This window comes from Nocardia sp. NPDC057663, assembly GCF_042799895.1.
GTDB lineage: Bacteria > Actinomycetota > Actinomycetes > Mycobacteriales > Mycobacteriaceae > Nocardia.
The window spans coordinates 23,016-36,607 of sequence record NZ_JBHVHX010000010.1; the positions used below are offsets into that span (position 1 = coordinate 23,016).

Here is a 13,592-nt window from a genome sequence, read left to right on the forward strand (position 1 = left end):
GGCGGGGTATATCAGATGCGGTCTTGTCTCGCAGAGAGGTTTTCCATGCTGATCGACTTCGTTCCCGACATGAACCTGTATCCCTTCGAGTCCCGCTGGTTCGACTCGTCGGCCGGCCGGGTCCACTACATCGACGAGGGATCCGGACCGGCCATCCTGTTCTGCCATGGCGTTCCGACCTGGAGCTTCCTCTACCGCCACATCATCAAGGAGCTGCGCCACCGGTACCGCTGCATCGCCATCGACTATCTCGGATTCGGGCTGTCCGAACGCCCGGATGATTTCGGCTACACGGTCGCCGAACATATCTCGATCCTCGGCGAGCTGATCGATCACCTGCAGCTCGACGACTTCGTCCTGATGGGACACGATTGGGGCGGACCAATCGGCCTGGGCGCGATCACCACGCGCGCGGACCGGGTGCGTGGAATCGTCCTGGGTAACACTATGTTCTGGCCCCTCGAAGCAATGGCGAACCGGATCTTCAGCAGGGTGATGCGCACCCCGCCGATGCAGCGGCGGGTACTCGAGAAGAACTTCCTCGTCGAGCGCGTGTTGCTCTCGGAACTGGGGCGCACACTCACCGCGGCCGAGATCGATCACTACCGCATGGTGCAGCCGACCACGGAGTCCCGGCGCGGGCTCGGTGTGATCGCCAGACAGATCCGGGACGCGCGTCCACTGCTGGACCAGCAGTCCCGCGACGTGCCCGCAATCCTCGGCGACAAACCGACGCTACTGGTGTGGGGCATGCGAGACATGGTGTACCGCCCGAAAGCCCACATCCCGCGGATGCGTTCGGTCTTCACCGATATCGAAGTGGTCGAACTGCCACAGGCACAGCAGTTCATCCAGGAACACGCACCGAACGAGATCGCCGAGGCGATCGCGAAGCGGTTCCCGTGAGCGGGACCGAGATGACACTGCCTGCCCTCCCCGAGGAGTCCTTTCATCGGGTGCTCTGCGTCGTCGCACACCCCGACGACATGGAGTACGGCACGTCCGCGGCCGTCGCTCGCTGGACCGCGAGCGGCGTCGAGGTCGGCTATCTCCTGCTCACCCGCGGCGAGGCCGGGATGCCGACCCCGCCCGAGGAGACGGCGCGCCTGCGCGTCGCCGAGCAGCAGGCGGCCTGCGCCGCCGTCGGCGTCGAGCACCTGACCGTGCTCGAACATCCGGACGGCGTCCTCGTCTACGGCCTCGACCTCCGCCGCGACATCTGCCGGGAGATCCGCCGATTCAAGCCCGACGTCGTACTCGGAACAGGTTTCGAATTCGAGACGCCGTTCGGCTTCGAGCAGGCCGACCACCGCGCGGCCGGGCTCGCGACGCTCGACGCGGTGCGCGACGCGAGCAATCGGTGGGTCTTTCCGGAGCAGATCGACGACGAGAGCCTCGAACCGCACGCCGTACGCTGGTACATCGTCCCCGGGGTAGCCGGCCACGGCGTGACCCACGGCGTCGACATCACGGGTGAGCCGCTGCGCCGCGGGATCGCCTCGCTCGCAGCGCATGCCGCGTATCTGGCCGCGCTGCCGGGCCACCCCGCTCCCGAGGATTTCATTCCGCAGTTCACCGCGATGAGTGGCAAGGCCATGGGCGTCGAGCACGCTGTCCTGTTCCGCGCCCACGACCTGCAGGCCCCGCCGGAGTTCTTCACCGAACCCGTATCGGACTGAAGCTCGGCGACCATGCCCCGTCCGCCATGCGGGCGGGGCCCTTGGGCTACACCGAACCGACGCGCGGATAGCGTTCGGGATCGATCGGCTCGCCGACCCGCATCGGGAGGAAATCGTGGCCGGGCAGGGGCTGGTAGGTGGCGGTCTCGGCGTCGGCGAAGGTGACGGCGAACGCCAGCCGGAGCACGTCGGTGCTGTTGGTCCCGGCCGCATGAGCGGTGCGGTTCTGGTGGAAGGTGACGCCACCCGCCCGCAAGGGCACGGTCACGCGCGGACTCCATTCCAGTTCGGGCCAGGTGGTGGTCATGTAGGTTCCGAGCTCGATCTCGCCGAAGGGGACCCGCTCGGGGCCGGATCGCCGGTGCGAGCCGGGCAGAAAGATCATCGCGCCCCGCTGTACCGGCACGTCGACCAGCGCGACCCAGGCATTGAGGGTGAAGGTGGAACCGAGCATGCTCGCGGACAGGTCATCGTGCAGATGACTCGGGACCTGTTCATGGGGGAGTTTGGCCATGATCTCGCCGCCCCAGATCCGCAGCGGGCGCCCGGCGAGCCGTTCGGCGACCGCACCGAGACGCGGATGCAGCGCGAGTTCGCGCAATATGTCGTTCTGTTCCCAGGCATCGGTGGTCCGCACCAGACCGACCTCCGCAAAGCGGTTCCCCTGATCCATGAAATCCAGCGCCGCCTGGCGATACCTGTTCAGTTCCGCTGCCGTGAACAGCTCGGGGACGACAGCGAAACCATCGCGGTCGAACCGGTCGGTGTCGGTGTCGTCGACGGGGATGACAGATGTGTTCATTGAAACCTCCTGTATGACAAGGCTTTCGACAGCATCGGCAACGAGTGAAGGATCAGCCGAGGAGTTCCGCTCTCCGCGCGCGGGAATCCGCTTGGTCGGGAGCCGACTTCGCCCTCCGCGCCAGCAGAAACGCCGATATCGCGGCCGGACCACCCATGACGATGCCGTAGGTCGCGGCAGGCACTGCCATGGCTTCGCTCCCGAGCGCCGACACCGCGACCGCGATGGCAAGGGTCGCGTTGTGGATGCCGATCTCCATGGACGAGGCGACAGCCTGACGGACGCCGACACCGAACCATCGCGGCACGAAGTATCCGATCGACAAGCTCAGCACCGACAGCAGCACGGTGATCAACCCGAGCCGGCCGAAGTTCGCACGCAGCGTGTCGAATTCGGATCCGACCGCCACGGTGACAGCCATCACCAGCACCGCCATGGAAGCGATCTTCACCGGCTTGGCCATTCGTTCGGCGAAGCCGGGATACCTGTGTTTGATCCACATCCCGATCGCCACGGGCACCAGCACGATGACGATCACCTGGATCAACTTGGCCGGTTGCAGTCCGACGCCCGCATCATCGTCCATGAACGCGGCGACCGACAACGTGATCACAATCGGCATCGTGAACGCGGCGAGCACCGAATTGATCGCGGTGAGCACGATGTTCAGTGCCACATCCCCGCCCGCGAGGTGACTGAACAGATTCGCCGACGTCCCTCCCGGCGAAGCGACCAGCAACATCATGCCCACGGCCAGCACTCCGGTCAGCCCGAACAGGACGACAAGCAGCAGGCACAGGGCGGGCAGCACCACCAGCTGGCAGACGAGCGCGATCGACACCGCCTTGGGATGCCGGACCACCCGGTGAAAGTCCTGTGGTGTCAGCGTCAAACCCAACCCCAACATCACCACCACCAGTGCTACCGGCAGGACGACTGCGAAATTCGACGAACCCATCATCACTCCCGTTGTGCCCGGTCCGCGACCAGCAACTGGCCGAGGGCGATACCCCCGTCGTTCGGCGGGACCTGACGGTGGCTGTAGACCTCGAGCCCTTCGCGTTCGAGCATCACCATGCAGTTGACCAGCAGGAACTCATTGAGGAACACCCCACCGGACAGCACGACCTGCCGGATACCGGTGGCGCGGGAGATATCCCGGCACTGCCGGGCGACCATGGCGACCACGCCGGAGTGAAACCGGCGGCTGATCTCGTCGAGCGCGACATCCGCAGCCAGATCCGCGGCGATCGCGCGGATCAGCGGCCGGAAGTCCACTTCGCCAGTGGGGTAGGCGAACTCGTAGCCGGCGACCATGGCGAGGTCGCGGTTCAGCAAGCCCTCCAACTCGATCGGGCCTTGAGCCTCGTACTCGGCGCGGGCACAGACGCCGAGCAGGGCGGCCACGCCGTCGAACAGCCTGCCCATGCTCGATACCTCGGGCGAATTGATGCCCCGGGCTCGCATCGTCGCGTACACATGCCTGCGGTCCGGCTCGAGCAAGCCGATTTCCGGAAACGCCCGCACGGCCGCATCGATGCTGCCGAAGGTGTCCAGCGCGATCGATACCCCGGTCCGGTCGGGCTCACGCACGGCCTGATCACCGCCGATCAGCGCGAGGCGCCGCAGATGCGTTGCCCGGTCGAACCGTTCGAAGTCCCCGACCAGGAACTCACCGCCCCAGATCGTGCCGTCGATGCCGTAGCCGGCGCCGTCGAAGATCACCCCGATCGTCGGCCCGGTGAGCTGATTCTCCGCCATGCACGCCGCCATGTGCGCGTGATGGTGCTGAACGAAAATCGGTGCGCCCGGTTCGCCGATGCCCTGTTGCGCCCGGCTCGTGCGGAACTCCGGATGCATGTCGTAAACGCCTGCCGCAGGACGCAAATCATAGAGCGATGCCAGGTGCGCCGCGGTCTGGCGATGCGCGGCAAACGTTTCGTCGTTCTTCAGGTCGCCGATGTGCTGACTGAGGTAGACCCGGGATCCGGCGGACAGTGCCACCGTCGTCTTGAGTTCGGCACCATAGGCGACCAGCGGGCTCAGCGGACGGCCGACTTCCACCGGATACGGTGCGTACCCCCGCCCCCTGCGCAGGAAGGTCAGCACAGCGCCGTCCAGGTCAGGATGGGCGGACAGCCGGACCACGGAATCGTCGACCCTGGACTCGATTTCACGGTTGTGGTACAGGATCACGTCCGCGATCTCGAACAGGTGCCCGAGCGCGTCCTCGTTTCGATGGACGATCGGGTAGCCGGACACGTTCCCGCTCGTCATGACCAGGATGTCCGAGCCGGATTCGTCGAGAAGCAGGTGATGATGCGGTGCCGAGGGCAGCATCACACCCAGATTCGGATTTCTCGGTGCGACACCTTCCGGGACCGCGCCGGGGCGCTTGCGCGCCAGCAAGATCGGCCGGGCAGGCGACCGCAGCAGTTGTTCCTCCGCTGCGGACAGTTCCACGACCCGATGGGCGGTCGCCAGGTCCCGGACCATCACGGCGAAGGGCTTCGAATCCCGGCGTTTCCGCGCGCGGAGCAGGGCCACCGACTCGGCGTTCATCGCATCGACAGCGAGATGGAAGCCGCCGACACTCTTGACCGCCACGACACGTCCCGCCGCCAGCTCCAGGACGCACTGCCGCAACGCCTCCTGGTCTTCGAGCACTGTTCCGTCCCGGTCGGCGAGAAACAGGCGAGGCCCACAGTCCGCGCAGGCATTGGGCTGAGCGTGGAAGCGCCGGCTCATCGGGTTCCGGTACTCCGCGTCGCACGTCGCACACATGTCGAAGGAGCGCATGGTGGTTTGCGACCGGTCGTAAGGTAGTGCGCGAATGATCGAGTACCGCGGGCCGCAATTCGTGCAGTTGATGAACGGGTAGCGGTATCGCCGGTCGGCCGGATCGCGCAATTCGGCCAGACAGTCGGCGCACACGTGGGTGTCGGCGGGCACCAGGGCCACCTTTTGCCCGCTGTGTTCGCTGTGCACGATATCGAAACTGGTGGCCGCCGACCGTCCCGCCGACCTGCTGAGGGCTGCTACGCGATCGACTCTGGCCAGCTCCGGAGCCCGCCCGGACAGCTCCGCGCTGAACAGTTCCAGCGCAGACTCGCTGCCACTCGCTTCGATGAGCACGCCTTCGGGATCATTGCGAACCCAGCCGGCCAATTGCCGTTCGCGTGCCAGTTTGTAGACGAACGGGCGATATCCCACTCCCTGGACGACACCGGTGACCCTGATCTGCCAGGTTGCCTGTCTGGTCATGGCGGCGGGTCAGCACAGCCGGGGCAGCTCAGCGCCCCGGAGAGGTTGCAGCGTCGATTCGCGACCGCCGGCATCCCGGAGCAGCACCGCCGCACCGTCGCGGGCGGTTACTTCGCCGATCACGACAGCGTGCCTGCCGTACTCGTGCTGGTGGAGCGCGGCGAGGATGTCGTCCGCCGCGCCCGGATCGGCGAAGATCGCCAGGCAGCCTTCGTTGGCGCAATGCAGCGGGTTGATCCCCAGCATGTCCGCCGCCATCGCGGTTTCGTGCTGGATGGGCAGCGTCGGCTCATCGATCGTGATGGCTGTGCCCACTCGGCCCGCGTATTCGTGCAGTACCGCCGAGAGACCGCCGCGCGTGACATCACGCATCGAGCGAATCGCCCCGTCCGGCACGGCCGCGAACACGCGGTCGATCATGACATTGAGCGGCGCGCAGTCGCTGAGAACACGGCTTTCGAAGCCGAGACCTTCCCGGATCGACAGCAGATGGACAGTGTGATTGCCGAGAGGGCCGGACAGGATGACCGAATCGCCGGGGCGGACCGAATCCATCCGCAGCGGTTCCCGGGAGAAGAAGCCGACACCACTCGTGTTGAGGTACAGCTGATCCGCCTCGCCGGCACGGACGACCTTCGTATCGCCACACACGATCTGCACACCCGCTTCGCGTGCGGTCTCCCGGATGGACGTCAGCACACGGGCGAGATGATCGAACGACAATCCGGTCTCGAGGATCATCCCGAGCGTGAGGTAACGGGGAGCGGCCCCGGAGACGGCCAGGTCGTTGACGGTTCCGCAGACCGCGATCTTTCCGATGTCGCCGTTGCCGAAGAACGGCGGGTCGACCACGAAGCTGTCGGTGGTCATCGCGATACGGCTGCCCTCGACCGGGAGGATCGCGCTGTCTTCCATCTCGCCCACATAGACATCGCCCAATATCTCCGCGATGAAACCCACGAGTTCGCTGGACAGTACCGCTCCGGTGCCATGGTCGAGCTGGACGTGCTGAATTGCCGCAGTCATGGCGTCTTGGTCTCCTTACGCGGAAGGCTGCCGCTCTCATCGATCACCCGAAGGATTTCGGTGGAATCGGCGACGGTGGCGCAATAGCTCTCGAGCCATTCGAGCGCCCGCAGGCGATCGGCTTCCACCGCGGAGAACACACAGTCGCTCGGCACGGCGACGATGTAGCCACGGAAAAATGCGTCGGCGGCTGTCGTCTGAATACAGATCTGGGTTTGCAGCCCGATGAGCACCAGCGCCTCGACACCCGCTGCCTGGAGCCGTTCGTGCAGGTCGGTCTCGTAGAACCCGCTGTCCTTGCTCCGTTCCTGGATGACATCATCCGAGCCGAGAAACTCCTGGATGACCTCGGCACCCGGGGTACCGCGCAGGGCGGGGACCCGGCCGTCATATCGCTCGGCCAGCGGATCGTCCGGCTGGTTGATGAGCTGCAGATGGAACACCGGACAATCGCGCTTCCGCATCTCGGCCAAGAATTCCGTGACACGCGGGGTCGCGGCGGCGATCGCCGCTGCACGCTCCGGATTCTTTCCGACGATATCGTATTGCATGCCACTGGTCAGAACTGCAATTTTGGACATACCGAACCCTTCGAGCAGTGAATGGGGGCGTCGCCGAGCCCCAGATGGACGTTTGAAAAAGAAACCGTTTCGGAACTCAGGCCGAGCGGGCGTCCGGCGAGTTGCTGAGCTCGTCAAAAGAAGCAGCTTGCAAGGCCTGGGCGATGGTCACCCAGTTGGCTGCGCATTGATTGGCGAATTCGATCACGTGGTAGTAGGAATGCGGCCGAACGAAATCGGCTATCTTCGCGACATCGCCGCCGTTCACCGCATGCTGATGCAGCCAGCGAAGTAGTTCGCGGCCGCCGACACTCATCCGTAGCGCCGGGTCGCGGGAGAGCACACCGAGCAGGGCCTCGATATCCACCTGCTTCTTGGGTTGCGCGGACGGGACGAGCCGTTCGGTCGCTGCCGGCGCGGCGCTCTCCGACGCCGGCTTGGTACAGGATGTCTTGTTTTCCTCCGGATGGACGAGCGGGTCCACACCGCTCTCCAGCTTGGCGCGGACGTCGCGAACGGTCGACGGGGACAGCCCGACCTCCTTGGCAATGCTGCGGAGGGACGCATCCGGGCGCGCGAGGATGAGTTCGGCGGCGGTTCGCCGGGCGGAGTTGGTATCGACGGGGCGGAGCCTGCCATCGCTACCCAAGCGGTGGCTCGCCTGCGAACTCTCGCCGGTACCGTTTCGAATCGATGCCACCGTCTTCGCGGACAGGCCCGCGGCGGCTGCGATCGAACGGTTCGACCAGTGCGGATGCGTTGTGATGATTCGTTCGGCGGCGGCACGGCGATCCGCAAGAGACAACGGGAGACCGTGTGTCACATTCTCCTGGACTCCGAGAATGAATGCCAGTTCGTCGGATCCATCGACCAGATACGCGTCAATATGGGTGAGGCCTTTCCGTCGCGCGGCAATCGTGCGATGGAATCCGTCGATTACCCGGTTGGTCGGCCGATGAACGAGAATCGGCGGCAACGGCCATTCGGCCTCGATCAGCCGTTCGATATGCGACTGATCCTCTCCCTCCGATCTGGGGGAGCCGGCAATTACCAGCGATACGATTTCCACAGATAGCTTGACGCGTGCCGGTTTCGATGAACGATCCACGTATTCAGTCCCCCGGTCCTTCACACAAAGTATATCAATTTCAAGCTCACGAGCCGCGCAAAAACTATCGCAGGCAGCCCCGTTCGGGCAAGTGTTCGATCCGACAGCGCCGTCCACCCCCCTACCCTCGGGTAGGAGGAGTACCCGCAGGTCCGATGCGCGGCGAGACCAGGCTCATCCGTGCACAGCGACCACAACTCCAGGGCTGTCCAACTGATGAAAGTCACAGTTGTACAAGATGATTCGGACAAAGAAGACCGGTCGGTTGCTTCATTGGGGGCCGGGCCGGGGGAGGGTGGCGGCGCGCACCGGCCGGCCTCACCTCTCGACCGGAAGCACCGCTCAGCGGCCGGCACGAGAGCGGATTACCGGCCAATTCCACACCGGGCGAAACCGTTGCATAATTGCCCGGAATTCCCTGAAACAGGACACACACCCGCAAAATGCAGAGTCCTCGGTATCGCGAATTTTCACATTCGCCACTCCCCCAAATGGAAGGAAAGAAATCAGATGAGCTATGCCACTCGCAAGGACGATCATGTCCGCCTGGCCATCGCCCAACAACGCGAATTCATCGATACGCGGCACTCGTGTCAGTTCGATGAAGTCGAGTTCGTCCACCATGCCCTACGAGGCACCGCAGAGCACGTCGTTTCGCTGACCACGGACATCGGCGGTGCGACCTGGCCGGTGCCGTTGTACATCAACGCGATGACCGGCGGCAGCTCCCGCACCGGCGAGGTGAATCGGGGCTTGGCGATCGCCGCCAGGGAGACCGGCTTGGCGATCGCGTCGGGTTCGATGAGCGCGTACCTGGCGGACCGTTCGGTGGCCGAGACGTATCGCGTGCTGCGTCGAGAGAATCCGAACGGTTACGTCATCGCCAATGTCAACGCCAACACCACACCGCAGATGGCGGCGCTGGCGGTGGAGCTGCTGGGAGCCGACGCGCTGCAGGTGCACGTCAACGCGGTCCAGGAAACGGTGATGCCCGAGGGCGACCGGGACTTCTCAGCCTGGCCGCGCAACATCGCCCGGATGGCGGAGGCGCTCGAGGTACCGGTCATCGTCAAGGAGGTCGGGTTCGGGATCAGTGCCGACACCGTGGCGCAGCTGGCCGACCTCGGTGTACGGCATGTCGATGTATCCGGGGTCGGCGGAACGAACTTCGCGCTGATCGAGAACGCCCGGCGGCAACGAGCCGACTTCGACCTGCTCGCCGGCTGGGGCTTGTCCACCCCGGCCTGCCTCGTCGACGCGCACGAGGTGGCCGAACGACACGGGGTCACACTGCTGGCTTCCGGCGGGGTGCGCAATCCGCTGGACGTCGTCCGCGGCCTTGCGCTCGGGGCCAGGGCGGTGGGGATATCCGGATACTTCCTGTCGATCCTCGAGACGGACGGCGTCGACGCACTGATCGCGGAAATCGACACCTGGATCACCCGGATCCGGCAACTCATGGTGCTGCTCGGCGCCGAGACCGTGTCCGATCTGGCGCACACCGATGTGCTGCTGACGGGCCGGCTCGCCGAGATCTGCCGACTGCGCGGTGTCGACCCGGCCGGATACGCCCGGCGCTCCGGGACTCACCCGGCCGCTCGCAGGATGCCCGCTGATCCATGCCCTGAACAGCACCGTTAGGATGTTTTCACAGTCCGGTATCGCATCTGCCCTACTGGTCAGTAACATATAAGACCAACCCGTACTCGTCAGTAACTTAGACCGTACTATGATGCGCTATGGGACGAGCGACACCGCGTCGCTTCGTGAACGAAAGGCCGTTGCATGAGCCCTATATCGATGACGTTGGGCATCATCTCCATCCTGGTCGGTGTCCCCGCGTGGATTATGTTCGGGCTGGCCGTGCGGAAGATGACGCGGACGATCATGCTGGGCCAGGCGGCCCCGGATCGATTCCGGCCGTTCGTGCCGCGATTCACCACCATGGTCAAGGAGTTCGCCGCGCACACCCGCATGGTGAAGTTCCGGACCGTCGGCTGGGCGCACTGGCTCGTGATGATCGGCTTCATGATCGGCTTCGTCACCGTCTTCCAGGCCCAGGGTCAGATCTTCAGCCCCACCTTCACCTGGCCACTGGTCGGCAATACCTTCGTCTATCACCTGGTCGACGAACTGCTGGCCATCGGCACCGTCGTCGGTGTGCTGGTGCTGATCGCCATTCGCCAGCTGAACCATCCGCGCGTCCCCCAGCGGCTCTCGCGGTTCTCCGGCTCCAACTTCGGGGCGGCCTACTTCGTCGAGCTCATCGTGCTCGTCGAGGGCATCAGCATGCTGGGTGCGAAGGCTCTGGTCCTGGCCTACACCGGTGAGTCCCATGCCAGCAGCGATTTCGTCACCATGCATATCGCCGCGCTGCTGCCGGCGAGTGCCACGCTCGTGTCGGTCTTCGCCTTCTTCAAGCTGATGGCGGCCCTGGTGTGGGTGGTTGTGGTCAGCCGCAACGTCAACTGGGGTGTGGCCTGGCACCGCTTCTCGGCCTTCTTCAACATCTACTTCAAGCGTGAGGCCGACGGCGGCGTCGCCCTGGGCGCGGCCAAGCCGATGATCTCCAACGGCAAGGTCCTCGACATGGAGAACGTCGACCCCGATGTCGACAACCTCGGCGTCGGCCGCATGGAGGACTTCTCCTGGAAGGGCTGGCTGGACTTCACCACCTGCACCGAGTGTGGTCGCTGCCAGTCGCAGTGCCCCGCCTGGAACACCGGTAAGCCGCTCTCGCCCAAGCTGCTGATCATGTCGCTGCGCGACCACGGCCACGCCGCGGCCCCGTACCTGCTGGCCGGTGGCCGCAAGGATCCCGGTGGCGACGAGATCGGTCTGGTCGACGCCGACGGCAAGCCGAACGAGGCCGCGCTGGCCAAGATCCCCGAGGCCGCCCGTGCCGAGGCCGAGCGCCCGCTGATCGGTGGCGAGGACGTGCACGGCGTCATCGATCCCGAGGTGCTGTGGTCCTGCACCACCTGTGGTGCCTGCGTCGAGCAGTGCCCGGTCGACATCGAGCACGTCGACCACATCATCGACATGCGCCGCTACCAGGTGCTGATCGAGTCGGAGTTCCCCTCCGAGCTGGCCGGTCTGTTCAAGAACCTGGAGAACAAGGGCAACCCGTGGGGCCAGAACTCCAAGGACCGCCTCAACTGGATCAAGGAAGTCGACTTCGACATCCCCGTCTTCGGTAAGGATGCCGACAGCTTCGACGGCTACGAGTACCTGTTCTGGGTCGGTTGCGCCGGCGCCTACGAGGACCGCGCGAAGAAGACCACCAAGGCCGTGGCCGAGCTGCTCGCCACCGCGGGCACCAAGTTCATGGTCCTGGGCGCGGAGGAGACCTGCACCGGTGACTCGGCTCGCCGCGCGGGCAACGAGTTCCTGTTCCAGCAGCTGGCCATGCAGAACATCGAGGTCATCAACTCGGTGTTCGAGGGTGTCGAGCAGTCGCGCAAGAAGATCGTCGTCACCTGCGCGCACTGCTTCAACGCGCTCAACAACGAGTACCCGCAGGTCGGTGGCACCTACGAGGTCGTACACCACACCCAGCTGCTCAACCGCCTGGTGCGGAACAAGAAGCTGGTGCCGGTGGCGCAGGTGTCGCAGAACATCACCTACCACGACCCCTGCTACCTGGGCCGGCACAACAAGATCTACAACGCCCCGCGTGAGCTGATGGAGGCCTCGGGTTCGACCCTGGTCGAGATGCCGCGCCACGGCGAGCGGTCGATGTGCTGTGGTGCCGGTGGCGCCCGCATGTGGATGGAAGAGCAGCTCGGCAAGCGCATCAACGTCGACCGTGTCGACGAGGCGCTGTCGACCAACCCGACCAAGATCGCGACCGGTTGCCCGTTCTGCCGGGTCATGCTCAACGACGGTGTCACCGCGCGTCAGGAGCAGGGTCAGGGTGAGGGTGTCGAGGTCGTCGACGTCTCGCAGCTGATGCTGGACTCGATCACCCGCATCGATGCCACCGAGCTCTCGGCCAACCTGCTGGTCGTCCAGGAGCCCAAGGCCGAGCCGGAGCCCGAGCCCGAGCCGGAACCCGAGCTGGTCGCCGAGGTGGCCGAGGTGGCGCCGAAGGCCGCGCCTGCCGGTGGTGGCCTCGGGATGAAGGGTGCCGCCAAGGCGCCCGGCGGTGGTCTGGGCATGAAGGGTGCCGCGAAGGCGCCCGGTGGCGGACTCGGCATGAAGGGTGCTGCCAAGGCGCCGGGCGCGAAGGCACCTGCCGCCGAAGCCGCTCCGGCCGCCGAGGCCGCGCCGGCCAAGGGTCTGGGTATGAAGGGCGCCGCGAAGGCGCCCGGTGGCGGACTCGGCATGAAGGGCGGTGCGAAGGCTCCGGGCGCGAAGGCGGCCGAAGCGGCACCGGCCGCCGAGACCGCGGCTCCCGCGGCCCCGGTCAAGGGTCTGGGCATGAAGGGTGGCGCCAAGGCACCCGGTGGCGGACTCGGCATGAAGGGCGGCGCGAAGGCCCCCGGCGCGAAGGCTCCGGCCGCTCCCGCCGCGGAATCCGCCCCCGCCGCCGAAGCCGCTCCCGCACCGGCAGCCCCGCCGGTCAAGGGCCTCGGCCTCAAGGGCGGTGCCAAGGCTCCGGGTGCGAAGGCCCCCGGCGCGAAGGCCGCGGCCCCCGCTGCTCCGGCAGCCCCGGCAGCAGAAGCGGCCCCCGCCGCCGAAGCCCCTGCCGCGGCCCCGGTCTCGGCCCCCACCGAGACCAAGCCGACGGTCGCCGCCAAGGGCCTGGCCATGAAGTCCGGCTTCAAGCGCCCCGGTCCGAAGGCCCCCGGCGCCGCAGCCCCGGCTCCCGCGGCCCCGGCCGCACCGGAAGCTCCGGCCGAACCGGAAGCCCCCGCGGCGGAACCGGCCACCCAGGCCGAGTCCACCAACGGCAATGGCAACGGCACCCCGCCGGTAGCCCCGCCGACCGCCAAGCCCGGCGGCCTCGGCTTCAAGTCCGGCGCGAAGGCCCCCGGCCGTAAGAACTGACGGGCCGAACACCTGAAAACCGGTGAGGCGGGGGGTTGCCCCGGGGAACGCGCCCCACAGGGGGGGAACGACCCCGGCGAGCCCCCGCCGGGCCCCGGCCACGGCCTGGGGGTGGCGGCGGGATGTTAAAAAGATAATAAAAAAAAAAAAAGCAGGACGCG

Annotated in this window: 10 protein-coding genes; 4 read left to right on the forward strand and 6 right to left on the reverse strand. The window is 66.0% G+C overall.

Translation table 11 applies throughout. The features are described 5' to 3' along the window. Positions 1-45 precede the first annotated feature (45 nt). Together ACFVAV_RS21315 and ACFVAV_RS21320 are read left to right on the forward strand one after the other, a co-directional pair. Positions 46-906 carry a haloalkane dehalogenase gene (locus ACFVAV_RS21315; RefSeq protein WP_379036763.1) on the forward strand — a complete coding sequence of 287 codons (861 nt, stop codon included), beginning with the start codon at positions 46-48 and terminating at the stop codon, positions 904-906. 11 nt (positions 907-917) lie between these two features. Continuing rightward, positions 918-1,679 (forward strand): PIG-L deacetylase family protein, encoded by a 762-nt coding sequence (locus ACFVAV_RS21320; RefSeq protein ID WP_379036978.1) that lies wholly within the window; start codon positions 918-920, stop codon positions 1,677-1,679. Between the two features lie 46 nt (positions 1,680-1,725). On the opposite strand, the gene ACFVAV_RS21325 is transcribed toward ACFVAV_RS21320, so the two are convergent. From ACFVAV_RS21325 to ACFVAV_RS21350, 6 genes are read right to left on the reverse strand one after another with little or no spacing between them, the layout of a single operon-like run. Continuing rightward, the gene (locus ACFVAV_RS21325; protein WP_379036764.1) at positions 1,726-2,481 is read right to left on the reverse strand and encodes a phytanoyl-CoA dioxygenase family protein; all 756 of its coding nucleotides are present in this window, start codon (positions 2,479-2,481) and stop codon (positions 1,726-1,728) included. 52 nt (positions 2,482-2,533) lie between these two features. Beyond that, positions 2,534-3,439, reverse strand: a complete 906-nt coding sequence (locus ACFVAV_RS21330) for a bile acid:sodium symporter family protein (protein WP_379036765.1) — start codon at positions 3,437-3,439, stop codon at positions 2,534-2,536. A 2-nt stretch (positions 3,440-3,441) separates the two neighbouring features. Beyond that, on the reverse strand, positions 3,442-5,745 hold the full coding sequence (gene hypF, locus ACFVAV_RS21335; protein ID WP_379036766.1) for a carbamoyltransferase HypF: 2,304 nt from the start codon (positions 5,743-5,745) through the stop codon (positions 3,442-3,444). A 9-nt stretch (positions 5,746-5,754) separates the two neighbouring features. Further along, a complete protein-coding gene (gene hypE / locus ACFVAV_RS21340; protein ID WP_379036767.1) occupies positions 5,755-6,771 on the reverse strand; it encodes a hydrogenase expression/formation protein HypE in 1,017 nt (338 codons plus the stop codon). Continuing rightward, positions 6,768-7,469, reverse strand: a complete 702-nt coding sequence (locus tag ACFVAV_RS21345; RefSeq protein WP_379036768.1) for an isochorismatase family cysteine hydrolase — start codon at positions 7,467-7,469, stop codon at positions 6,768-6,770. Before ACFVAV_RS21345 ends, hypE begins: the two co-directional genes overlap by 4 nt. Further along, complete coding sequence (locus ACFVAV_RS21350) at positions 7,429-8,556, reverse strand: ParB/RepB/Spo0J family partition protein (protein WP_379036769.1); 1,128 nt, start codon at positions 8,554-8,556, stop codon at positions 7,429-7,431. Before ACFVAV_RS21350 ends, ACFVAV_RS21345 begins: the two co-directional genes overlap by 41 nt. A gap of 393 nt (positions 8,557-8,949) precedes the next feature. Here ACFVAV_RS21350 and fni point away from each other — a divergent pair, with 393 nt between their 5' ends. Further along, on the forward strand, positions 8,950-10,080 hold the full coding sequence (gene fni, locus ACFVAV_RS21355) for a type 2 isopentenyl-diphosphate Delta-isomerase (protein WP_379036770.1): 1,131 nt from the start codon (positions 8,950-8,952) through the stop codon (positions 10,078-10,080). A gap of 144 nt (positions 10,081-10,224) precedes the next feature. Next, positions 10,225-13,431 carry a (Fe-S)-binding protein gene (locus tag ACFVAV_RS21360; protein WP_379036771.1) on the forward strand — a complete coding sequence of 1,069 codons (3,207 nt, stop codon included), beginning with the start codon at positions 10,225-10,227 and terminating at the stop codon, positions 13,429-13,431. The last annotated feature ends 161 nt before the right edge of the window (positions 13,432-13,592 follow it).

Excerpts from the sequence above, each read along its gene's own strand:
- ACFVAV_RS21360 (WP_379036771.1), top strand. The coding sequence starts at position 10,225 with ATGAGCCCTATATCGATGACGTTGGGCATCATCTCCATCCTGGTCGGT.
- ACFVAV_RS21315 (WP_379036763.1), top strand. The coding sequence starts at position 46 with ATGCTGATCGACTTCGTTCCCGACATGAACCTGTATCCCTTCGAGTCC.
- ACFVAV_RS21330 (WP_379036765.1), bottom strand. The coding sequence starts at position 3,439 with ATGGGTTCGTCGAATTTCGCAGTCGTCCTGCCGGTAGCACTGGTGGTG.
- ACFVAV_RS21325 (WP_379036764.1), bottom strand. The coding sequence starts at position 2,481 with ATGAACACATCTGTCATCCCCGTCGACGACACCGACACCGACCGGTTC.
- fni (WP_379036770.1), top strand. The coding sequence starts at position 8,950 with ATGAGCTATGCCACTCGCAAGGACGATCATGTCCGCCTGGCCATCGCC.
- hypE (WP_379036767.1), bottom strand. The coding sequence starts at position 6,771 with ATGACTGCGGCAATTCAGCACGTCCAGCTCGACCATGGCACCGGAGCG.
- hypF (WP_379036766.1), bottom strand. The coding sequence starts at position 5,745 with ATGACCAGACAGGCAACCTGGCAGATCAGGGTCACCGGTGTCGTCCAG.
- ACFVAV_RS21320 (WP_379036978.1), top strand. The coding sequence starts at position 918 with ATGACACTGCCTGCCCTCCCCGAGGAGTCCTTTCATCGGGTGCTCTGC.